The sequence below is a fragment of the Paenibacillus barengoltzii NBRC 101215 genome (assembly GCF_004000745.1).
GTDB lineage: Bacteria > Bacillota > Bacilli > Paenibacillales > Paenibacillaceae > Fontibacillus > Fontibacillus barengoltzii.
Map to the genome: position 1 here is coordinate 23,573 of NZ_BILV01000016.1, position 22,792 is coordinate 46,364.

Below are 22,792 nucleotides of genomic sequence, written 5' to 3' on the forward strand. Positions count from 1 at the left end.
TTTATGGTTGGGTTAGTTCAGCATCAAAATACTTGCGTTTGAAGCGTAAAGCCACATTCACTAATGCGATTAATACCGGCACTTCCACTAGCGGTCCAATAACGGCCGCAAAGGCTACACCCGAATCAAGGCCGAATACGCCGATCGCCACCGCAATGGCAAGTTCGAAATTGTTACTGGCTGCCGTAAACGACAGTGACGTAGCAACGGGATAGGATGTCCCTGATTTTTTGGAAAAGAAGAAGGACACTACGAACATCACCACAAAATAGATGATCATCGGAATCGCAATGCGTACAACGTCCAGAGGCAGCGTTACGATCAGATCCGCTTTTAATGAGAACATGAGAATAATCGTGAACAATAAAGCGAGCAGGGCAAGCGGGCTGATCTTGGGAATTAGCACTTTTTCGTACCATTCCGAACCCTTTAATCGGATCCCAATCACGCGCGTCAATAATCCGGCCAGAAAGGGAATTCCCAAATAAATCAGGACGCTTTCGGCAATTTGCCCCATGGAAATATTCACTTCAGCCCCTTGGACCCCAAACCAGCCGGGCAAGACCGTGATAAACACATAGCTAAATACCGAGTAGAACAGAATTTGAAAGATGGAGTTGAAAGCGACTAACCCTGCGGTGTACTCCGGATCTCCTTTAGCTAAATCACTCCAGACTAGAACCATAGCGATACATCTAGCCAGGCCAATCATGATGAGTCCAATCATGTATTCCGGCAAATCGCTCAAAAACAGGATGGCCAAGAAAAACATTAAAATCGGACCGATGATCCAGTTTTGCACCAAAGAAAGCAGCAATACCTTCCAATCTTTGAAGACTCGGCCCAGCTTCTCGTATTTCACTTTGGCTAACGGCGGATACATCATAACGATCAGGCCGACCGCAATCGGAATCGAGGTGGTTCCCACTTGCATCCGCGACAATATATCCGCAAAATTAGGAATCAACGTTCCGAGGATCAGTCCAACTCCCATCGCCCCAAAAATCCAAAAGGTCAAATAACGGTCGAGAAAGGACAATCTTTTTGTTGCGCCTTGACTCATTTCAAGTACCTCTCCTTTATTTCTGCCTTAAGAAACCCTTCATATAATATAATTATACACTTATTATTATATAAGTAAATAATAATATGTTTATGATCGTTCACAAGGTTCCCGGCGCTCTTTTAGTTCTAATTTCTCGACTTTATTCTGTACGCTTGGTAATTGCTTTAATGCATAAGCAACAGAAGGTTTATTTTCAATACGCAGAGAATAAAAAACCCATTGTCCTTTTTTGGTCTCGGAAACAAGCCCCCCAGCCTTTAGTTTTCGCATGTGCTGACTCACATTAGGCTGGGACATCTGCAACAGCTCAACAATTTCACAAACGCAGAGATCTTTTTCTTTCAAAAGAGCCAAGATCATTAACCGGTTTCGATCACTCAACAATTTGTATACGTCGGATGCTTCTTGATAAGTGTCCATGATTCCCCTCCTCTTATATTCCCTTCAGACACATGCATCATGAAATAATAATATTATTACTTAATTATATTATCTCCAGCATGTTACTTTAAAGTCAACTTATAACCGACGGAAGGAATCGTCTGGATTTCAATAAACGGAACCGCAGCTTGCAGCTTCTTACGAATGGCCGAAACCAGAAAAATGATTCGATTTGTTTTGTAAACGTAAGTTCCAAAAACAACTTCCTGTAATTGCCGAGTGGAAAATACCGTCCCCGGTTTTTTTAACAGATGAAAGAGCAGCGAAAATTCATCCTTACGGAAGGCGATTCGATGATCCAAATAGGTTATTTCCCATCGTTTAGGGTAAACTTCGATTACACCAAAACGAAACACCTCATCTTCTTGAACGTTGGAAAGAGGATAAAGTACATTCTCGGTTACCCGCCGCATAATGGCATTGATCCGAGCCATCAGTTCGGAGTAGCCAAAAGGTTTAAAAATCACATCCTCCGCTCCCATCGAAAGAGCACGAACAACTTCCTCTTCCTGACTCCAATCACTAAGAAGAATGACAGGAAAATCCCCTATCTTACTCAGCTGCGCCAATGTCTCCAACCCGTTATGAAGCGGACCGCCGACATTGAAAATCACGATTTCGAAGGAAATGGATAAAGCCGCCCGGGGCGCTTCCTTTATATTTTGAGACCACTCTACTCTGTTTCCTTGCCTCGTCAAACTATATCTAAGGAGCCTTCCAACGGTGAGATCCTCATCGATTAAAAGAATGCGAAAACTCATCATTAAGGATTCAGTTCAGGACGATGGCCGTTTACCAGAAAAACTACATTCTCGCCTATATTGGTTGCATGATCAGCAATCCTTTCAATGTAGCGGCAAACAAAAGCCAACATCAAAATTTGGTTCATTTCATAAGGTTTTTCTACGATATAAGAAACAAGCTCCCGAATAATTTGACTGTATAGATGATCAACTTGATCATCGTCCCTGGCCATTTTATAGGCTAAATCCACATTCTCATGAAGATAGGCCTGGATAGAGTCATGAATCATCTTCTTCGTAATTTCACCTAATCGTAATATATCGGCGCGGGAAACTTGCATTAGTTTTTGCTCTTCCATTTGCAGTACAACTTCCGCGATATCTACCGCAAGATCAGCCATACGTTCCAAATCACTTGATATTTTAAACGCAACGAGGATTTTACGCAGATCCTTAGCTACGGGTTGCTGGGTTGCGATCAGTTTGGTCCCTATCTTCATGATTTTCTCTTCCAGCTCATTGATATCGAGATCGTTTTTGATAATCTGGTCGGCGCTGCTTATATCCTGCTGATCCAACGCCTGAATCGCGTCATTTAAAACGGTTTCTGTTTGTTCCCCCATTGTTACCAGCAAGGTTTGAAGCTCCGCAAGTCCTTGATCAAACTCTTTGCGCCTCGTCATTGCTTGATCTCTCCCCTATAATGATAATCTTGGCATCAGCCGAATCTTCCCGAGATGTACTCCTCCGTTCTCTGCATTTTGGGGCTTGAAAACAATCGTTCCGTTTCATCATATTCAACCACTTCACCGTTCAGAAAGAACACCGTTTGATCAGATACTCTGGCAGCCTGATGCATATTGTGAGTCACCATCACAATCGTATACTTTTCCTTCAGTTCATTGACCAGTTCTTCAATTTTCAAGGTTGAAACGGGGTCCAGTGCGGACGTTGCTTCGTCCATGAGCAGAATGGCCGGGTTTACCGCAAGAGCTCTGGCTATACAAAGCCGTTGCTGTTGTCCTCCTGACAGACTATATGCGGAACGTTTCAGGTGATCTTTGACCTCATCCCACAACGCGGCTCCGCGAAGACTTTGTTCCACAATACCATCCAGTTCCGCTTTTTTGGTGATCCCGTGAATTCTTGGACCGTAAGCCACGTTATCATACACTGTTTTCGGAAATGGATTTGGTTGCTGGAACACCATCCCTACCTTCTTGCGAAGCGCTTCGGCATCAAGGTCCCCTTGATACAGATCCACTCCTCCGATCCTGACCGAGCCCTCTATTTTCACATCAGCAATCATATCGTTCATCCGGTTTAACGTACGAAGCAATGTGGATTTGCCGCAGCCGGATGGGCCGATGAAAGCTGTTATTGTATTGGCCTGAATAGGCAAGTTAATGTCCTTTAGCGCGTGATAGGTCCCATAGTGCAGATCAAGGCTTTGGATGTCTATAATGCCACTCATACATGTTTCCCCCGGTTAATTTTTATTTTGGTATTTATTACGAATCAATACTGCGGATAAATTCATCAAAATCAGAAGAGCAAGCAGCACCATAATACCGGCAGCAGCCAACTCGTGGAATTCAACTTGGGGCCTTGCGATCCAATTATAAATTTGGATTGGTATCACGGTGAATTGATCCAGCGGATTATCCGGAAGAAACGCCACGAAGGTTAACGCACCAATCATTACAAGCGGTGCCGTCTCGCCAATCGCTCTTGAAAGAGATAAGATGACGCCGGTCAGTATCCCTGGAATAGCCGAAGGTAGCACAGCCCTCTGCACCGTCTGCCACTTGTTCGCTCCCAGGGCATAAGAGGCGTCTCTTCTGGATCTCGGTACGGCGCGAATAGCTTCCTGTGCAGACACAATGATAATAGGCAATACTAATAAGGCCATCGTTAGCGCTCCGGACAAAATACTACGCCCCATCGCCAGAGGTTCAAATCCGCCGGCCCGGACGAATAGAGTCAAGCCAAGAATGCCATAAACGATGGAAGGCACGCCGGCCAAGGTACTGATATTGATTTGAATCAGTCTAGTCAAACGATTCTTCGGCGCATATTCCTCGAGATAAATTGCTGCCCCTACTCCAAAAATCAGTGCGACCGGAGCCATAATGGCAACCATGTAGGCGGTTCCTACAAGCGCGGATAAGAGTCCGGCTTCCTTAGGACGCCGTGAAGGAAAATTCGTGAAAAATTGCGGCGATAAGGCATGAATGCCATCGATCACAACGTCAACGATCAAGGCCGTCAAGCAGACAATGCCAAATGAGGTGCAGACGATGAACAGCAAATGCAAGTAAAGGTCAGTTTTTCGACGAGCCCGGTTAAGTCTTTGATTCTCCAGCTCAAGCATGACTAATACTCCTCCTTAAAGCGTTTAGCCATATAGTGGGCAAAAATATTAAGCAGGAACGTGATCGCGAATAACGTCATCCCGACCGCAAAAATGGTTCCATACTCGACAGATCCGTGCGGCGTATCTCCAAGACTCACCTGTACGATATAGGCCGTCATGGTTTGAATGCTGTCCAGCGGATTTCCGGTTAATGTTGGGGTGGATCCGGCTGCCACAGTAACGATCATCGTTTCGCCAATCGCTCTGGAGAAGGCCAGTACAAACGAAGCCACGATACCGGATAACGAAGCAGGCACGACAACTCTAAGAGCGACTTCAAGCTTTGTTGACCCTAGAGCATAGGCTCCATCCCTAAGTGAACGCGGAACAGCCAACATAGCGTCTTCGCTAAGCGAAGCAATCATGGGAATGATCATGATCCCTACCACGATACCCGCACTTAATGCGTTGAATACAGGGACATCCTGGCCAACGGTTTCGCGAAACACCCACTGAATCATGGGTGTAACAAAGCTAAGCGCAAAGTATCCATAAACAATGGTGGGTACCCCCGCCAGAACTTCCAAAATGGGCTTGACGATCTTTCGAACCTTGCTTGGGGCGTATTCGCTGAGATAAATCGCACTCGCCAAACCGATAGGCATCGCTACGAGGCAGGCAATAACTGTAATCAGCAGCGTACCGCTTAATAAAGGCAACACACCGAATGATTTGGGTTCAATTAAAGGGGCCCATTTCGTAGAAGTGAAAAATTCTATAGGCGATACAAGCCGAAAAAAATTGATGGTTTCTGACAAAAGCGTGTAGACAATACCGATGGTCGTCAACACGGATACAGATGCAAATAGAAATAACAACTTGGGTATAAACCAATTCATAAGTGATTTTCGTTCATTTCTAAAGGATACGATTGGGTTTGCGGTTTTTGGTTCATGTTCAGCGCCCAAATGGATTACTCTCCTCACTTATAAAAATTCCTTTGGGATAGGGATGAAAATAAATCCCCCTTCAAAGGATAAACATAAAAATGAAGGGGGATGTCCCGTAATGACTATTGGCTTAATAATTATTTCAATTTAGCTTTTGATTCAGCTAACTTATCGTCAGGAAGCGGTACATACCCCACCTCAGTCGCTAATTCACCCGCATGATCAACAAAGAAATTCACGAACTCTTTAACTTCAGGGCGTTCATAAGAGCTCGTTTTAACATAGATGAAAAGTGGACGGCTCAAAGGCGTGTAAGATCCATCTCGAACTGTCTCTACAGTAGGTTCTACAGCGGTACCATCCTCATTAACGATGGCAACCGTACGCAGTTTATCCTGGTTTTCCTCATAATAAGCCAAACCGAAATAACCTAAACCATTCTTGTTTCCGGCAATCCCTTGAACCAGGGCGTTATCATCCTCACTAAATGAAACCTGGTCGTCATTACGGCTTGCCTGGGCTTCACCATTTACAGCTTCCGTAAAATAATCGAATGTTCCGGAATCCGCACCTGGAGAGAAAATGTTGATCTTTTCATTCGGCCACCCCGGTCGAACATCGGACCAGTTAACCACCGTACTTTCCGGTTTGAAAATCGCATTCAATTCTTCCACGGTCACTTGGTCTACCCAATCATTTTGCGGATTGACGATGACAGCCAAACCATCATAAGCAACCATCAATTCGATATATTCAATTCCGGCAGCCTTAGCCGCTTCCGCTTCCTCGTCCTTAATCGGTCTTGAGGCATTACTGATATCGGTCTCACCGGCAATAAATCGTTTAAAACCGCCGCCGGTTCCCGAAACACCAACCGGAACCCGCACGTCGCTGTGCTCTTTACTAAATTCTTCGGCTACAGCTTCTGTTAATGGAAACACGGTGCTGGAACCGTCGATTTCAATTTGACCCGACAGTTTTGTCTCTCCTGCAGAATTCGATGGTGCCGCTGAACTTTGTCCATTCGTTTCCGTGTTACCGGCTCCTTGATTAGCCTGATCATTGGATTGACCGCATGCCGCAAGTATACTCACGGTGGCAGTGATCAGCAAAATCATTAACCCTTTCTTCAACAACAAGACCCTCTCCCATTCAAATATAATTATGTTACGATGTGATCGTATATCTTGAATGTTTGAAGAATGTTCTCGTTTTGTAATCTCTATGTAAAATAGATAGTTTTTGTTCGATTTCCTAAAATATTTTCTAAATTCGTCTTGAATTTCATATAAGATAATGTTTATATAATTATGACATAACATGTTGAAGAAATAAACTGCTAAATGAAGATGATTGGAGAAGCGTTATATGAAAAAGGAGGGAACCCCGTGACTCATAGAGCCCTTATTATCCAGGCTGAAACACTTACCGGTGAGTTCATCGCAAAGAAACTATCCGAGAAAAATTATGTGCCTGAAGTTATTCCTAGTGGAGAACTCGGCCTACACGCCGCGTTGACCGCTCCGTTCGATATTGTTATTCTTGACCTTATCGTAAATGGTGAAAAAAGCGGATTTCAGATTTTGCGAACGATAAGACAAAAGAACAATCGCGTTCCCGTTATTATTTTGTCGGATCAGAATCAGGAAAAGGATATCGTTGAAGCTTTGGAGAGTGGGGCTGACGAGTTTGTAAAGAAGCCGTTTGGAATGGCTGAGTTTATGGCTCGAGTCGAAACCGTGATCCGAAGAACCCATAAAAATAAACGTCCGGAGCAATCAGCCTACTCCAGACGTTATTATCAAATCGGAGAATTAACGATTTCCCCGGATAAATATGAGGTTGAATCAAGCGGACAAATCATTGAGCTAAACCCGAAAGAATTTCAGCTCTTGAATTTTCTTTCCCAACGAGCCGACTTGCCCTTATCGCGTAAAGTTCTTCTCGACTCCATATGGGGAACGGAGTACAAGGGTAGTCCACGAATCGTAAATGTTTATATCAGCTCACTGCGCAAAAAACTTGAACCGCATCAAAACACGATACAAATTAAACGCGTCCAAGGTATCGGTTATAAACTGGTTTTATTGAACCGCAATTAGTCACAAACCGAAGCGGCCGTTTGTTGGTCCAGCCAATCAATCATCGCGGCTTGGGAAGGAATATGATTCAAAACGTCTTTAACATAAGGCTTATCCTCAATCGTCAAGGAGTAATAGGTCCACTTCCCTCTTCTGATTTCGCTTACCAATCCCCCTGCCTTCATTTTACGCAAATGTTGGCTTATGCTTGGTTGTGACATCTGAAGGATATCCACAATGTTGCAAACACAAAGCTCCCTTTCTTTCAATAGTCCCAGGATCGTGAGTCTGGATTTATCTCCTAACAATTTAAAGGTCTCGGCCATTGTATCTAATTTATCCATGAGTGTTCCCCTCCAGAGATGGCGCTATTTTTCAAAAACACATATTTATATAATTGTATTATAATATATAATTTGCAAAAAGTCTTTATATCGTGATTGATTTGTGGCGCTCCCTAACCTCAGTAACGTATTAGCGACCGGACAACGTTTGGGCATTGTGATGGTCTTTCTCTTCTCCTTCCCTGTACTCGACCCGACCATAGTCACATTAATGGCTGCCACCTGGGGAGCTGACATAACCCGTAATGTCACTACTATAACGTTTCAGTTGCTAATGCCTTATAGGTGTTTCAAGCTGAGCATGTACCTTTATCAGCCCCTACTTAATATTCCGACCTTGGTTGTTCAATAATTCACGTTTATGAATAAATTCTTCATCATTGATTTCGCCTTTGGCATAACGTTCTTTTACAATCTTAAGGGGACCGTCTTCAACTCTATATTTCCTTATGAGTAATCGTGTTACTACATAAATTGTTGCGCCAACAGCAATGATTAGAATAAGTAACCAGATTCCCATGATAGTGCACATTAAGACCATTACGGAACCATTCATCATCATACATACCTCCCGATATTAGAATCTTCATTTTTTTAAACCGAATATTCCTTGAGATCGCCTAAACAAAAAACAGTAGCCTCGCAAGGCTACCGCTAGCGTCCTCAATCCCTATGAAGGTCTGTTATTGACTTAATAAGCGACTTTCTAGTTTAAATAAGGTAACGGATCCACTGGTTTCCCGTCAACTCGCACCTCAAAATGCAAGTTATTCCCCGTTGCAGTTCCTGTACTTCCGACCTCAGCAATTTTTTGTCCTCGTTTTACCGTGTCCCCTTTTTTCACTTTAATTCCATTATTGCGAATATGGGCGTAAAGCGTCCAAACGTTGTCTCCATGGTCGACAATAACCGTGTTGCCATAACCACTCCACCATTCTGCAACAATGACAACGCCACTTTCGGCAGCCTGAATTTCCGTTCCCTGAGGGGCTGCATAGTCAACACCTTTGTGCATTTTAACTTCCCCGGTGACCGGATGTACTCGAGTTCCGTACTTTGAAGATAAACGAGCCCCCGGAATCGGTAGGGACATGGCTCCCGAACCACTTTTCACTTTTTCTGATGAAAAATTAGAGTTTGCACTTTTATATGTGTAAACTTGCTCCGACTTCAGCTTGTTTTTTTCTTTTTCAAGTATTGCTCTTTTTGTAGCGAGTTCGATCAATAAAGTCTCCTGCTCTTCCGAAATATCTTCAGATTCTTCAATCTCCTCGCTGTATCGGGCAATCAGTTGCTGCTTCTCATCCTCTTTATTTTCCAAAACGCTTTTCCGCGACTCCGCTTCAACATACAAGGTCTTTATTTTCTCATAATCCTCCTTCAATTTCCGTTGCTGCTCTAATAGACGCTCCTTGTCCTTATTATATTCATCTAATAACATTCGATCCTGATTGGCTATAGCTTGCAATACTTCGGCACGTTCTAAAAAGTCAATAAAACTTGTCGAGGACAACAATACGTCCAAGTAAGAAACATTTCCGTCTGTATACATCAACCGTATTCGAGAATCCAGCCATTTGGAGCGCTCCTTGACTCTTTGCTTGGTTTTGTCCAACTTTTCGTTAGTCTGGCGTAATTCTGCCTCTGCTTGCTCAGTATCAATGGCGATTTTAGTCAATTCTTCGCTTACGGAGTCGATCTCAATCAATATTTGTTTGATATAGTTTTTATTTTTATTAACATAATGCTCGGCTTCCTGTTGCTGTTTTTCTGCAGCTTTTTGCTTTTGCTCAGCTATTTTCGCCCGTTCTTGAAGTTGTTTCAATTCGTTGTCTAATTGGCTAACGGTTTTGGCATAAATATGATCCAAAGGACGGAACAAAAATGTGATAAAAATCACAAATACGGTCGCAGATAACCATTTTCTCAAGTTCAACTACATTTCCCCATTTTCTTATGTTTTTTATTTCTCATTTCATATTAGTATTGTAATTAAGAAATATAGAGAAAGAATGTAGAAAGTACGAAGAAATAACTTGTTATTGAAGCTACTCATTCAAAAATTCTATTAGCTTTTTTACGCCCTTTTCAAACGACTTAAGCTCATTTTCATTAAGCTCATCTCGAATCCATTGGTCAAATGGCTTAACAAAAAATTCCTCATTGGCAAAATATACTGATTCTCCTTTATCGGTTAAAATTACAGTCACCTTATTAGAACCACGCATTAGGAAACGCTGAACTAAACCTTTGTTCTCCATTCGATCAATGATCTGAGTAATAGCTCCATTCGTTACACCAATTCGGTTAGCTAATTGTCCCATAATCATTCCTCTGCCAGTACCGATAGTTTGAATGACATGGATTTCACTGGGAGTGAAAGAACCGATCGAACCCAAATTTCTCGGTTGTCGTTCGCGCAGCCGGATTTGATGGAGTAATCGTGTAAATAGAAAGCTGGTTGTCGTTCCAGGTAGTCCTTTCCCCAAGGCCAAAGTATCCGAACTTTTGCTCATTTTTCCTCACTCCTTAATGAATTTTCATATCTTTTTACTTTCTAGCAATAGATTACTAGAAATAACTAAGATAACCCTGAGATTATCCTTAGAATTTGATAAGAATTTTCTCACGAACTAATGCTCTATCCAAAATACAGATAGAGCATTAGTTACTTTCAAGTTATGATTTTGGGTAAACAGACTTTGAATAGACTTCCTTGGCCTGGTGAGCTTGTCACCTTGATAGAACCATCATGGATATCAACGATACTCTTCGCAAGTGCTAAGCCCAAGCCTGTACCTTCGGATGTGTACATTCTTGCCGGTTTACTTCGGTAAAAGCGGTCAAATATATGGGGGATATCATCCGGCTCGATCCCAATACCTGTATCGTCAATCTCAACACCACAATAATCTGAATCCTGAAAAATCGTTAGGGTAATTTGCCCGCTTTCCGGCGTATATCTTATCGCATTTTCAAGTAATATAAGGATCAATTGTTTGAGGAGATCTTCATTGCCCCAAGTCATTACTGAGGGTTGATATTTAAAAGTGATTTCCACTTTAGGATTGGAGGATAGAATTCGTGATTCCAATTCCTTTAAAATATTGGATACATCAACGATTCCTTTTTGAATCTCATGTCCGGCATCCGCCCGAGCCAGAGATAGCAAATCGCCTACAAGCTTTGACATCCGTTTAGCTTCTCTAGATACGTCGCTCAAAATATCGGCTTTTTCTTCTGAAGGAATATTCGCATTCTTCTGCAGAATATCCAAATTTCCGCGTATCGCTGTCAAAGGAGCCCTAAGCTCATGCGATGCGTAAGAAATAAATCTACGTTGGCCGACAAACGCTTTTTCCAAACTATCTAACATTTCATTAAAAGTTTCCGCCAGGTGGCCTAACTCATCTTTGGCCCCCGAATATACAACCCTTTGGTTAAAACTTTGTGATTCCGTTATAGCCTGCGCCGTTTGGCTAATGATCTCTACTCCACTTAATGATTTGCGGGCCATGAACCAACTGGCGATGGCTGCCAGAAGTAATCCTGTAAACGTTACGCCAAAGATTGACCACCCCAAACGTACCAAGGAGGCATCAACTTGCTGTAGAGAAACCTCAGCTTGTATATAGCCGACAATATTTTGCCGATAGCGTATCGGCGTCACCATCACACGGAAACGATTATTTTCTTGATCTGTATAAGTTAGCAAACGATCTTGCGTCTTGTTGAAATCCGTGAATGGAGTATCTGGAGCTCGATAAGGATTGGCGCTCTTCGCAATATTTTTTCCTGTTCGGTCCCTAACGATGACATAAACGCCATTTAAAGAAAACTCCTCGAAGGAAAAATTCGCTTCGGTTAAAGGGGTTCCTTCAACTAATCCTTTCTCCAGTTCCTCCCGAATATGCAAGGACACACTGGTAAGCAAACGATCCTGGTCTCTATAATATGAAGCGTGATGCATAAAAAAGATGGATGATGTAATTCCGATCAACAATATTCCAAAAATAAGGGTACTCCAGAGGGTTAAGCGCATTCTTATCGGCATCGCATCATTCCCTCAATACATAACCGGCGCCTCTGACAGTATGAATAAGGCGAGGTTCATTCTGCGCTTCCAGCTTACTCCGCAAATAGCCTACATATACCTCCAAAACGTTTGACTCCCCTCGAAAATCGAATCCCCATACTCTTTCCATAAGCAGCTCCCGGGTCAAAACTTGCTGAGGATGTTTCATGAAAAAACAAAGGAGATTAAACTCGGTTGTGGAAAATTCAATCGTACGCGATCCTCGAAATGCCTGACGCGTTGAAAGATCGAGTACCAGATCAGAAAAGATCAGTTTTTCGTCTTCCTTCTTCTGATGATCAAGTCGCCGTAACAAAGCTTTAACCCTTGCAACTAACTCTTCAAACGCAAAAGGTTTAACCAAATAATCGTCAGCGCCTGTCTCAAGGCCATGGACCCGATCTGCAATGGAATCCATACCGGTAACCATAAGAATTGGAATGCCCGCATCTTTCCGTAACCTTTTGCAAACTTCCAACCCATCAAGATCAGGCATCATGATATCCAGAATGATTAAATCCGGCTCATCTTCCAGCACCAGATTAAGGCCTTCTTTCCCTCCGTTCGCAACAGTGACCTCGTATCCTTCATATGTTAATCCCCTTCGAATCATGGTCGATATCGTCTTATCGTCATCTATTATAAGAATTTTGGCACCCACTAACTTTTCACCTCTCCACTGCCCCCATGACTGCCTGCATTATTTATTGTAGGCCGAAGGTTTTTATTTATACTTTTCTGTTGTGTCTCGAACAACCATTGTCCCTTGGTACCTTCCCATTTGGCTAGTAAACCGGTAGCTCCCTGCTTCATTAGGAAACAGCTCAACTATAGCCTTTTGTCCGTACGGCAGCACGATACTTTTATGATAATGGGGGAACATGACCAATTCTGAATAAGCCGTCTTTTCCTCCCTGATAAATTCCATACGGACAGGTTTACCACGTTGTACAACAATCGTATTCGGTATGTACTTTCCATTCACGCGGATCTTTACTTCTTGATAACCTGATGGGCTGAGAATAATGTGGTGTTTCTTTTTTTTCCTAAATAAGAAACCGATACTCCCGACAATAAACAGTAGAATTAATAAAGTACCTCCCCATTGATAAATGCTCATGGAGTTCCCCGCTTTCAAAAATTTCATCTTTATGCCAGTTATTATAATCAACAAAGATAAGTTTGTTATGAGATTAACCTGAGAAATAAATAAGAAGTAATTTCGGCTCAAGCCAACCTACCATGATATCACTACCGCAAAAAACAAGCACTCAATCGAGTGCTTGTTCGTAACTGGCATTCAAAGAAATATTGAACTAATCATTTAATTTACTTTATAGCCTGTCTTGTTAATGGCTTCTTTAATCTCATCCAAAGAAACTTTATTATCGTCGAACTCAACTGCAACGGATTTGGAAGCTAAATCAACTTCACACGATGCACCAACATTCTCTACTGATGTTTCCACCTTTTTAGCGCAGCCTCCACAGTGCATACCTTCAACGATTAAATTTGCTTTCATGTTTGTTACCTCCATATTTTGATTTCGTTTTTGAATTCACTTTTTATAATTTTACTCTTTGCAGACGAAGCGAATTAAGCACGACGGATACAGAACTAAAGGCCATCGCTGCCCCCGCAAGCCATGGGGCTAAGAACCCCAGAGCCGCAATCGGAATTCCCAACGAGTTATAAGCCAAGGCCCAAAAGAAGTTTTGTCTAATATTGCTCATGGTTTTACGACTCATATAGATCGCATCCGGAATGCTGTTTAGATCTCCCCGCATTAAGGTAACATCCGCTGCTTCCATGGCCACATCGGTACCTGTACCAATAGCCATACCTATGTCCGCAGTAGCAAGAGCAGGGGCATCATTAATGCCGTCACCTACCATCGCCACTTTTTTGCCTTGAGCTTGCAGCTTCTTGACTTCTTCTGCCTTACCTTCAGGCAAAACCTCCGCTAATACGTGTTCAATACCTACTTCTTTGGCGATGGCGTTAGCCGTTCTTTGGTTATCCCCTGTAATCATGACAACTTCAATACCCAGTTGTTTTAATCTCGAGACAGCTGCTTTTGAGGTTTCTTTAATTGTATCGGCAACCGCAACCAGCCCAGCATAGGCACCATCTATAGCAACCAGCATTGCCGTCTTTCCTCCCGTCTCCAGGTCCTCCATATTGGAAATCGCCTCAGCATAAGCGATATTCCGAGAAGCTAGAAGTTTTCGGGTTCCAACCAGCAGCTCGCGGCCATCTACAATGGCACGAATTCCATGTCCGGGTATCGCTTCAAATTGCTCTGTTTCCGGAATGTTGATTCCTTTGGAAACTGCACCGTTTACGATAGCTTCGGCCAGCGGATGCTCCGACTTTTTCTCGGCAGCCGCAACCAAACGCAAGAGCTCATCTTCGTTTAATGCGTCTGTTATAACATCCGTAAGCTCAGGTTTCCCTTTTGTAACCGTTCCTGTTTTATCCAGAATAATGGCATTAATTTTATGCGTCGATTCTAAATGTTCACCCCCTTTGAATAATATCCCCGCCTCAGCGGCGCGTCCGGAGCCGGCCATAATCGAGGTTGGCGTCGCCAACCCGAGGGCGCAAGGGCAGGCGATGACAAGAACGGCAATCAATTTTTCCAGCGCCTCCGCAAAATTGCCTGGCGCTACAAAGAAATACCATACTAGAAACGTTACTACAGCAATAGCTACAACGATTGGCACGAACACGCCTGAAATCCGGTCGGCCACTCTTTGAATAGGCGCCTTCGAGCCTTGGGCTTCTTCAACCACCTTAATAATTTGAGCCAGGGCAGTTTCTTTGCCAACCTTGGTGGCCTTAATCTTCAAAGAACCATTTTTATTGATTGTGGCTCCAATGACGCCTTCACCGGGATTTTTCTCAACCGGTATGCTTTCACCCGTGATCATGGACTCGTCAACCGACGAAGTGCCTTCAACAACTACTCCATCAACCGGCACCTTCTCCCCCGGTTTGACAACGATCAAGTCGCCTACGATGACCTGCTCTACGGGAAGAGATACTTCTTGACCGTCACGTATAACCAAAGCCGTCTTGGCCTGTAATCCCATTAGAGTTTTTATCGCTTCAGAAGTACGCCCCTTGGCAAGCATTTCAAACAATTTACCCAGGATGACCAAAGTGATGAGGACGGAACTTGTTTCAAAATAAAGCTCAGCCGTTCCATGATGCCCCCCCATAAACTGCCATTCAAAGGTCTTATATACGCTATAGAAGTAAGCCGCTGATGTGCCAAGGGCAATTAGAACATCCATGTTAGCACTTTTATTTCTAAGCGCTTTATACGCTCCCGTATAAAACTCTTTCCCGATCCAAAATTGCACAGGAGCGGCTAATACCAATTGAACCCAAGGGTTTAACAGAAACCCTGGAATCCACATAGAGGAAGTCCATTGGAAATGCGCGATCATTGCCCATAGCAAAGGCAAGGAAAGTGCTGCGGAGATAATTAGTTTCACTTTTTGTTTCCGGATCGCCTTGGCCCTATGGTCCTCTTGCTTTGATTCGCTTTTCGGCGTGGCCTGATAACCCAACTTCTGTACCCGTTGGATCATATCCTCCACTGTAACCTCGGATGGTGTGTATTCCACGTGAGCCGATTCCATGGCCAAATTTACGTTAGCCTTCGTTACTCCCGGTAGCTTATTAAGCCCCTTTTCGATTCGTGTAGCACATGCAGCGCATGTCATTCCCCCAATTTGGAAATCAGCCGCAGACTTCACAGTGCCATATCCAAGATCAGAAATTTTTTTTTCAAAAGCCTCAACGTCGGTTTTATCCGAATCAAAATGTATCGTTGCTTTCTCTAATGCTAAATTGACATTAGCCGATTCGACACCGTTCACTTTGTTTAATCCTTTTTCAATCCTTGTAGCACAAGCAGCACATGTCATACCTGAGATCTGCAAAGAAACCTGTTTGCTTGCCATGTCCGACCCACCTCGTTTTATTCAAGTAACTTGCTTAATCAAAATATACCCTACAGGGGTACCCTATGTCAATGCATTATTTTTATTTTGTTGGTGTTCCTTTTATCAACATTCCTTAGTATTGCCCACTTTTGAAGAGGAGAAGTATAATGGGAGAAGTTTGTATTACCATCGGAGGGTGTTATGAAAGAATTGATTACAAAATTAGCTAATGAATATAAGCAAGATAAAGAATCCGTTTACCAAATATGGTTTCTGAATAATGAAGAAAGATTAAAAGCATTTCGCACGATTAGAAATGGGTTATTCGAAGTGATTAACGCCATAGAGAATAGAACTTTCGGAAATGATTTTAAAGGCTCGCTTTTAGAAACAGTTATTACAGCAATTTCTGAGCAAAAACAAGTATTTACTGGAGCAGCCCATGCTTTTTATTGGAAACCAAAACTTCGTATACCCGACATTTATGAAAATGAAAATAATCAGTTAGCATTCGGGCGTTTTTTGAAAGCTTGCATTTCAGCCACCAATGAAAGACAAATTCTTCAGGAGATTGTGAAACTTGATCAACTTCAAATTAAAGGACTTGGTCCTGCTGTAGCTAATATCCTTTATTTCTTGCACCCCGCTCTCTTCCCTCCATTTAATACTGCCATTGTTAATGGGTTTAACACTCTTTTTGACATGAAAATAAAGTTAGGATCCTGGAGTGCTTATTTGCAAATGAGGGAGACTATTATCTCAATAAATGAGAAATACCGAATACATTTTTCTAAGGATTTGGGAGCTATTAGTGGTCTTTTGTTTGAAATTGGCTCTGGTCGTTACATTTTTGAGCAGGATGCCGTAAAATTTGTTGCATCTTTGGAGAATGCCCAAAACGATAATTGGACTAAAAGACACCAAGAAGTAGTTCAGAACATCCTAGAAGAAAATGAACATTCTGAAATGCAAGCACATTTAGCTAAAGTTGGTTCGGCATTGGGTTATAAAGTTTGGATTGCTCAAAATGATCATAAAAGGGAGTGGAATGGTATAAAGCTTGGTGAATTTTCGATCCCTATATTGGATCTGCCCGCTATGCCAAAACAAACGGCACAAACGATCTCCCTTATCGATGTCTTATGGATAAATGAAAGAAATCAAATAGTAAGTGCGTTTGAAGTGGAGAAAAGTACATCAATTTATTCCGGAATTCTTAGACTACATGACCTCTCCATATCTATAACAAGTCATGAAAGCCGCCTATATCTTGTTGCCCCTGAAAAAAGGGAAAAGGAAATAAAGGCCCAACTATTAAGACCATCTTTCCAACAAGGAGTGCATTTCCCGATTTCTTATATCTTTTTTTCTGAACTACGTCAGAATTGTGATGCAATGTGCATGTTCGGTTCAGATTTGAGTGTATTGGGAAAAATCGCCAAGACTGTGTAAAGTTGTTATACCGACTTTACTGTAGGCTGGAATATGAACAAAAGGATATATATGGCTGCTCCTATCCATATGGTGACTGTAAACCCAAAGGTTAGTGATACCGCTGCGGCAAGTAATGAGCCGACTACGGTCATGACTCCATTAACCCCCCAACTCATTGCAACTTGTTCACGTTTCAAATGAGAAAGTCCATGGGGAAAAGGCATCCCCATAAAGAAACCTAGCGGGAAAAGCAGTACGACAATTATGAACATGCGGTAAGTTTCCGGGATTTCCAAAGAATGATCGAATAAACCAACCAGCGTGTTTGCCAATAAAGCTAAAAATCCAATGATTAATAATGGGGAATACCGTCTATAAATGGTTTTCCCTCGCTTTGAGCAATAACTTCCTATTCCGCCGGCTACCAAAAGAACTCCTAGAACAGTGACAAAGGATCGAGTTGGATGGCCTAATGGCAAGCTTAGTTTTTGGATAAATGTAACTTCAAGTAACATAAACCCAATAGCAATACCGGAAAAATAAATGGCTTGTCCCGAAGATAATACCCGTCTACGCAGTAAAAACGCTGCCACTAATGTGGCAATCATAATCGCAACGACAAGTCCCATAGGGAAGTGATTAGTTTTATTATAAAAGAAGGGCCTGTTGTCCCGATTAGAATTCACGTTGACATGTTGTGTGTTAAATAATGCTTGTAGTGTCCCGTATTGATCGTTTACATAAGGGATATGAATCGGAATTTGTTGAATATGTAAAGTTGAATCCAATAGCGACTGACCCATTTCTCTATCCATAGGCTGTTTCTGGAGTATAAGTAACGGCCGATTTATGACAGGCCCTTTCATGCCAACAAGAACATGGCCTAAATGCTGGTAAGTTCCCACCACAGCAATATAGTTTTTAAAAGATTTTTCATACATACCCTGCCCCTGATAATATTTCTTCGCAGCATACATCATTTTATTCAATTCCGTGTCATCATGAAGCAAGAAGGCAAGTCTGCCATCGCTATTCAGTCTATTCATATAATCCTTTAATGCTTCCTGCGTATAGATGAAGTTTTCAGTTAAAGCCAGACCAAGCCCATTTTCGGATTGCTTTTTAACCAGAGATAAATAAATGAGGTCATATTTTTTGGTGGTTTCTTTTATGTAGCTTCGCCCATCAGAAATAATCTCCTTAACGCCGTTTTGACGAAAAATATCACCTGAAAGCCCTGCTAGAGCATGAACCGCATCAAAACTCCCCTTATTAATATCGACTGCATCGATTTCTTGAAAGCCGGACATTTGAGCAGTCAATACTTCCTGACCTCCTCCTGCCCCGATAATCAATACACTTCTCTTAGGACCATGCTGAAATGCAAGTGCACCGGTTGTAGTTAGTAAGTAGTCCACTTCTTTGAGTTCTTTGGAATACTTAGAAATTGGTGACAACGCACTTCCATCAATCGTCATATAAAGCAGTTCATCTTTAGTGTCGTAAACATCCGTTCTGGAAAACGCATCCCAATGTGTATAAACAATTTCTGCATCCGGTCTCTTTGAAAAAACGGTAAATGGACTGGTTCGATATGCTTTAAATTCGATGAGGTCCAAAAGGGGATACACCAAATTAAGGCCGAGCCCCATCAAAACGATAGTGTAAATGAGCTTTGACCATCTTCCTGTTTTACGATAGCTTACAACTAAATAAACAAGAATCAATACAAATGTTATTAGAACTATAGTTTGAATAGGGTTAATTGCATTCATCAAGAATATGGCTCCCGCAGATCCTATTCCTGCAGCAACTAAATCAACAAAATATAAAATATGGACCTGATTCTTGCTGGATTGCATAGTGCCAGCCAGAATAAGCCCACCTAAAATAAAAGGCAGTATGGCGCATAATGCATAAAAAACAATGCCCTGATATGGTAATGCATACATGGCCAAAACCACGAGTATCATTGAAACTGAAAATATCCCCAAAATCGAAGTGTTCATTTCAAGAAATCGTTCATTCCATTTATAAGCCAGGTAACCACCAACGCCTATCCCTAATGTAGCTAAAGAAATAATTAAAAAAACATAATTATAATCCAAAATGACAGAAAAGAATCGGGAAAGAAATATCTCGAAGATAATCATTGCTAAGGAAGAGAAAAAAACTACCGTCATATCTTGGACAATTGTTCGTGGTTGTAATCGATACATCGATCAATACTCCTCGTGAAATAGATACGATTACAGTGTGATCAATTGCCATTATTTTATTCAGTTAGATTTATTCTTCAACCAACTCATCACTTCATTAATTTGTTCACTGTCACCATAAGTTCCTTCACTACATTAGTATCTCCCTCCTGGATCCGCTCAATAACACAACTCTTCATATGATGCTCTAATAACAATTTTGCAACACCGTTTAGAGCAGATTGTACCGAAGCAATTTGGTTTAGTACATCATCACAATAGGTATCCCGATCAATCATTCCTTTTATTCCTCTAATCTGACCTTCGATCCGATTCAAACGGTTGGTTAAATCGTTTTTTGTACCCTCTGAATGATGACTTTTTCGATCTGTATTTGAGCAACAATCTTTATTGTCATTCTCCGTTGCTTGATTCATAATATTTGTCGCCGAATTCATATTGCCCACCTCCACATTATTATAAATAATATACTCCCTCCCCCTATTTATTGCAATTATATAAGTGAAGCGCATATTCTAACGGAACAAGCCATATTCATGAAGTATAATATAGACCTAGGGGGTATAAGCATTGATCTTCTTCCCAATAATTGCATTGTTTTTTCTTCTAACGGCATGGGTTTATTTGTTTATCATTTCTTTTCGTACACGGTTAAGTAGTATGACCGGCATGATGACAGCGATGGCAGTGGGAATGTCTGTTGGTTTAGGAATGGGCAGTCTTCTGGCAGTAATAATTTCAGACGACTTCTTCATAACAACTTTGTTTAGTATGTTAGCAGGTGGCCTTACCGGTACGCTTATTGGATGGCCAAAAGGTCTTATGGCGGTAATAGACGGATTACTATCCGGAGTCATGGGCGGAATGATGGGAACAATGCTTTTGGTTATGATCCCTCCATCTTCAACCCATACCATGTTGAATATTATTTCTTTGTTTACGATCGCAATCCTGTTCCTGGTCTTTATTTTGTTACAAGGTGAAATCGCCCCCGAAGATCTTTACAAGAAATCGTTCCTTCTATCCAATCCCGCTTGGATGTTTACGACGATTTGTTTTTTTCTGGCTGTAGATTTTTTTATCATGTAAATTCAATAACATTCCAGACGAATAAAACCCTAAAGCCCGACAGAAACGGGTTTTAGGGTTTGATGATTATGCGGCCATTTTACGGCATGCTTCGGCACATCTAAAACATGCTTCGGCACATTGTTGGCAATGTTCTGGACCATGCTTTTTGCATTCGTTTCCGCATGCTTCACAAACATCCGCACAGATCTTACAGATCTGTTTCGCATAAGAACTGTTCATGGACATCGCTTGCGCAGAGAAGGCGCAAATATCAGCACACTCCCGATCCAATCGTATACATTCTTTCATCATCCCGATATTGTCTTCTTCTAAACAGGATGTGTAACAATGGTTACATGCCACCATGCAGCGCAGACACTCATCGATGCAATGTTGAAACTGTTCGTGAGACATTTGTAACTTTTCACCTTCCATTCCAATTAGTTGAAATACATGAGGTATTATGCTCCAGTGTAGTTTTTTTATTCAGAAATTCGATGATTAGAAATTGTTCAGGATATCACATCATTTCTACAAAGAAAACACATATTTTTCAGATACAATTTAAAGAGATATTATTTTGGGGATGACCAACAGATGAACCATAAGCTGATGAACCATAAGCTTAAAAAGGGTGATTTAATCTTAATTGTTTGCATTATACTACTGGCCACATTTATATTGGGAGCCAGATGGCTTACAAATGATGCCGTAACGAACATGAACGAGGATTATTACGCGACGATTAGAGTGGATAATAAGATCTTCAAGACGGTGAAGCTTACTGATGAACCCCAAATTATCGAAGTGAAAACAGAAAGAGGTTATGATATCCTGAAGATCCATGACAAAGGCATTGAAGTCATCGAATCCGATTGTCCGCAGAAGATTTGCTTCACTTTCGGACTGATTTCCAAACCCAAAGAAGCCATCATTTGTTTGCCATTACGAATGTTTATAGAGGTCGATGGATCAGAAAAAAATAATGCCGAAAACGAGATCGATGCTTATGTAAAATAAGCTGATCTATAAACGGGGAGTGCTAGATATTGAGAAAAAAGACGGTTTGGGCAGTAGGATCGTTATTCATCATTATTGTTGTTTTAGGAGTTGGCAGCATTTTTACGAATAGATCTTCTAATAATTCAAATTCCTTTTCCTTTGATGAAAAAACTTATGATTGGCAAAATAACGGTAAAGAAAAACGGTACATTACTCAATTACTCGAGGGTAATGTGGATACTTTATTGAAGGGCACCGTTAAAACAGATACGGATTGCGAAGCAGACGAAACTGGAATTAGCAGATGCCATAATCAAATCGAATTGGAGAATAAAAAAAACAGTAACGGTTGTTAACATCCATAATATGCAAAACTTCGCCTGTTTCTCCCCTGGTGATGAGGTTGAAATTCAACCATTAACCGTGGGATGGGTGACAACCTTAAAAACAAAAGGTGCCAGCGTTCATGATTCGACAAATTAAAATGAATTAAAAGGGTCCTACCTGAACACCCCATCAAATTTACATAAGGAGTGATAAAAAAAATGGATAGTTGTTGTCAATCATCCACTGACCAGTCGACAATACCTACTCAATGCCCCGTATGTCATCAAAAGGGGAAGGGTATTCAATTGATTACACTCAAGGCTATGCTTCAACCAATTGCATTAGAAATCATCCATCCAGAATGTGATTACTTTTTTTGTATTAATTCATCTTGTGAAGTTATATATTTTTGCGAATTGCAGACCTTTGAAAGAGATATGCTAAAAGTTTCGGTATATCAAAAAGACGATTCAATGGCTGTTCCTGTTTGCTACTGTTTTGGGTGGACAAGAGAACGTATAGTACAAGCGGTTAAAGAAAACCAGCAACCAATTGACCGTATACGGGAACAAGTTCAGGCAAATCGTTGTGGATGTGAGGTTAATAATCCTCAAGGTTCTTGTTGTTTAGGCAATGTCACGACGTTTATTCGAAGTCTTGACAAAAGCTAATCTCTTGTCTTCTCATTAGCAACAATTCTTATGAAAAAAGTGGAATTTAAAGATGA

The 22,792-nt window shown here is 41.6% G+C and carries 26 protein-coding genes; 6 read left to right on the plus strand and 20 right to left on the minus strand.

All coding sequences use genetic code 11. The features are described 5' to 3' along the window. Position 1: 1 nt before the first annotated feature. The 8 genes from arsB to PBA01S_RS07015 form a co-directional block, all read right to left on the minus strand. A complete protein-coding gene (arsB, locus tag PBA01S_RS06980) occupies positions 2-1,063 on the minus strand; it encodes an ACR3 family arsenite efflux transporter (protein ID WP_127575639.1) in 1,062 nt (353 codons plus the stop codon). A 90-nt stretch (positions 1,064-1,153) separates the two neighbouring features. Next, on the minus strand, positions 1,154-1,486 hold the full coding sequence (locus PBA01S_RS06985; RefSeq protein ID WP_127575640.1) for an ArsR/SmtB family transcription factor: 333 nt from the start codon (positions 1,484-1,486) through the stop codon (positions 1,154-1,156). A gap of 83 nt (positions 1,487-1,569) precedes the next feature. Beyond that, entirely contained in the window at positions 1,570-2,268 is a 699-nt protein-coding gene (locus PBA01S_RS06990; protein ID WP_164744108.1) for a response regulator transcription factor, read from the minus strand. Between the two features lie 2 nt (positions 2,269-2,270). Then, positions 2,271-2,933, minus strand: a complete 663-nt coding sequence (gene phoU / locus PBA01S_RS06995) for a phosphate signaling complex protein PhoU (RefSeq protein WP_127575642.1) — start codon at positions 2,931-2,933, stop codon at positions 2,271-2,273. Between the two features lie 35 nt (positions 2,934-2,968). Next, a complete protein-coding gene (gene pstB, locus PBA01S_RS07000) occupies positions 2,969-3,724 on the minus strand; it encodes a phosphate ABC transporter ATP-binding protein PstB (RefSeq protein WP_127575643.1) in 756 nt (251 codons plus the stop codon). A 15-nt stretch (positions 3,725-3,739) separates the two neighbouring features. Continuing rightward, positions 3,740-4,624, minus strand: coding sequence for a phosphate ABC transporter permease PstA (gene pstA, locus PBA01S_RS07005; RefSeq protein WP_127575644.1), 885 nt, complete (start codon positions 4,622-4,624; stop codon positions 3,740-3,742). Between the two features lie 2 nt (positions 4,625-4,626). Beyond that, the gene (gene pstC / locus PBA01S_RS07010) at positions 4,627-5,505 is read right to left on the minus strand and encodes a phosphate ABC transporter permease subunit PstC (RefSeq protein ID WP_127575693.1); all 879 of its coding nucleotides are present in this window, start codon (positions 5,503-5,505) and stop codon (positions 4,627-4,629) included. 188 nt (positions 5,506-5,693) lie between these two features. Next, the gene (locus tag PBA01S_RS07015; RefSeq protein ID WP_371859503.1) at positions 5,694-6,692 is read right to left on the minus strand and encodes a PstS family phosphate ABC transporter substrate-binding protein; all 999 of its coding nucleotides are present in this window, start codon (positions 6,690-6,692) and stop codon (positions 5,694-5,696) included. A gap of 252 nt (positions 6,693-6,944) precedes the next feature. Between PBA01S_RS07015 and PBA01S_RS07020 the strand changes: the two genes are divergently transcribed. Then, a complete protein-coding gene (locus tag PBA01S_RS07020) occupies positions 6,945-7,658 on the plus strand; it encodes a response regulator transcription factor (protein WP_164744109.1) in 714 nt (237 codons plus the stop codon). Here PBA01S_RS07020 and PBA01S_RS07025 read toward each other — a convergent pair. The 9 genes from PBA01S_RS07025 to PBA01S_RS07070 form a co-directional block, all read right to left on the minus strand. After that, positions 7,655-7,981, minus strand: a complete 327-nt coding sequence (locus tag PBA01S_RS07025) for an ArsR/SmtB family transcription factor (RefSeq protein ID WP_127575646.1) — start codon at positions 7,979-7,981, stop codon at positions 7,655-7,657. The two genes, PBA01S_RS07020 and PBA01S_RS07025, sit on opposite strands and share 4 nt — an antisense overlap. Before the next feature lie 319 nt (positions 7,982-8,300). Next, on the minus strand, positions 8,301-8,540 hold the full coding sequence (locus tag PBA01S_RS07035; RefSeq protein WP_255315304.1) for an SHOCT domain-containing protein: 240 nt from the start codon (positions 8,538-8,540) through the stop codon (positions 8,301-8,303). A 147-nt stretch (positions 8,541-8,687) separates the two neighbouring features. Then, a complete protein-coding gene (locus PBA01S_RS07040) occupies positions 8,688-9,911 on the minus strand; it encodes a murein hydrolase activator EnvC family protein (protein ID WP_371859505.1) in 1,224 nt (407 codons plus the stop codon). Between the two features lie 118 nt (positions 9,912-10,029). After that, positions 10,030-10,497 (minus strand): MarR family winged helix-turn-helix transcriptional regulator, encoded by a 468-nt coding sequence (locus PBA01S_RS07045; protein ID WP_127575648.1) that lies wholly within the window; start codon positions 10,495-10,497, stop codon positions 10,030-10,032. A gap of 158 nt (positions 10,498-10,655) precedes the next feature. Next, the gene (locus PBA01S_RS07050) at positions 10,656-12,035 is read right to left on the minus strand and encodes a sensor histidine kinase (protein ID WP_127575649.1); all 1,380 of its coding nucleotides are present in this window, start codon (positions 12,033-12,035) and stop codon (positions 10,656-10,658) included. Positions 12,036-12,039: 4 nt separating this feature from the next. Beyond that, the gene (locus PBA01S_RS07055) at positions 12,040-12,717 is read right to left on the minus strand and encodes a response regulator transcription factor (RefSeq protein ID WP_127575650.1); all 678 of its coding nucleotides are present in this window, start codon (positions 12,715-12,717) and stop codon (positions 12,040-12,042) included. Between the two features lie 63 nt (positions 12,718-12,780). Then, positions 12,781-13,176 (minus strand): cupredoxin domain-containing protein, encoded by a 396-nt coding sequence (locus PBA01S_RS07060; RefSeq protein WP_164744110.1) that lies wholly within the window; start codon positions 13,174-13,176, stop codon positions 12,781-12,783. A 204-nt stretch (positions 13,177-13,380) separates the two neighbouring features. Further along, positions 13,381-13,578: a heavy-metal-associated domain-containing protein gene (locus tag PBA01S_RS07065; RefSeq protein ID WP_036644998.1), complete on the minus strand. Its 198-nt coding sequence runs from the start codon at positions 13,576-13,578 to the stop codon at positions 13,381-13,383. Positions 13,579-13,621: 43 nt separating this feature from the next. Next, entirely contained in the window at positions 13,622-16,030 is a 2,409-nt protein-coding gene (locus PBA01S_RS07070) for a heavy metal translocating P-type ATPase (RefSeq protein WP_127575652.1), read from the minus strand. A 183-nt stretch (positions 16,031-16,213) separates the two neighbouring features. Between PBA01S_RS07070 and PBA01S_RS07075 the strand changes: the two genes are divergently transcribed. Then, positions 16,214-17,464 carry a type II restriction enzyme NmeDI-related protein gene (locus PBA01S_RS07075; RefSeq protein WP_127575653.1) on the plus strand — a complete coding sequence of 417 codons (1,251 nt, stop codon included), beginning with the start codon at positions 16,214-16,216 and terminating at the stop codon, positions 17,462-17,464. Between the two features lie 5 nt (positions 17,465-17,469). Here PBA01S_RS07075 and PBA01S_RS07080 read toward each other — a convergent pair whose 3' ends face one another. Both PBA01S_RS07080 and PBA01S_RS07085 read right to left on the minus strand, forming a co-directional pair. Then, positions 17,470-19,665, minus strand: coding sequence for a spermine synthase (locus PBA01S_RS07080; protein WP_127575654.1), 2,196 nt, complete (start codon positions 19,663-19,665; stop codon positions 17,470-17,472). A gap of 89 nt (positions 19,666-19,754) precedes the next feature. Then, entirely contained in the window at positions 19,755-20,081 is a 327-nt protein-coding gene (locus tag PBA01S_RS07085) for a metal-sensitive transcriptional regulator (RefSeq protein ID WP_127575697.1), read from the minus strand. 154 nt (positions 20,082-20,235) lie between these two features. On the opposite strand from PBA01S_RS07085, the gene PBA01S_RS07090 reads away from it, so the two are divergent. Next, positions 20,236-20,754 (plus strand): hypothetical protein, encoded by a 519-nt coding sequence (locus PBA01S_RS07090; protein WP_127575655.1) that lies wholly within the window; start codon positions 20,236-20,238, stop codon positions 20,752-20,754. A gap of 66 nt (positions 20,755-20,820) precedes the next feature. Here the strand turns inward: PBA01S_RS07090 and PBA01S_RS07095 are convergent, their stop codons facing one another. Beyond that, complete coding sequence (locus PBA01S_RS07095) at positions 20,821-21,150, minus strand: four-helix bundle copper-binding protein (RefSeq protein ID WP_127575656.1); 330 nt, start codon at positions 21,148-21,150, stop codon at positions 20,821-20,823. Between the two features lie 183 nt (positions 21,151-21,333). Between PBA01S_RS07095 and PBA01S_RS07100 the strand changes: the two genes are divergently transcribed. The 3 genes from PBA01S_RS07100 to PBA01S_RS07110 all read left to right on the plus strand — a co-directional run bounded on the left by PBA01S_RS07100 (position 21,334) and on the right by PBA01S_RS07110 (position 22,736). Then, positions 21,334-21,756, plus strand: a complete 423-nt coding sequence (locus PBA01S_RS07100) for a NusG domain II-containing protein (RefSeq protein ID WP_127575657.1) — start codon at positions 21,334-21,336, stop codon at positions 21,754-21,756. Between the two features lie 29 nt (positions 21,757-21,785). After that, positions 21,786-22,094 (plus strand): hypothetical protein, encoded by a 309-nt coding sequence (locus tag PBA01S_RS07105; RefSeq protein ID WP_127575658.1) that lies wholly within the window; start codon positions 21,786-21,788, stop codon positions 22,092-22,094. Between the two features lie 189 nt (positions 22,095-22,283). Continuing rightward, entirely contained in the window at positions 22,284-22,736 is a 453-nt protein-coding gene (locus PBA01S_RS07110) for a putative iron-sulfur cluster-binding metallochaperone (RefSeq protein WP_127575659.1), read from the plus strand. The last annotated feature ends 56 nt before the right edge of the window (positions 22,737-22,792 follow it).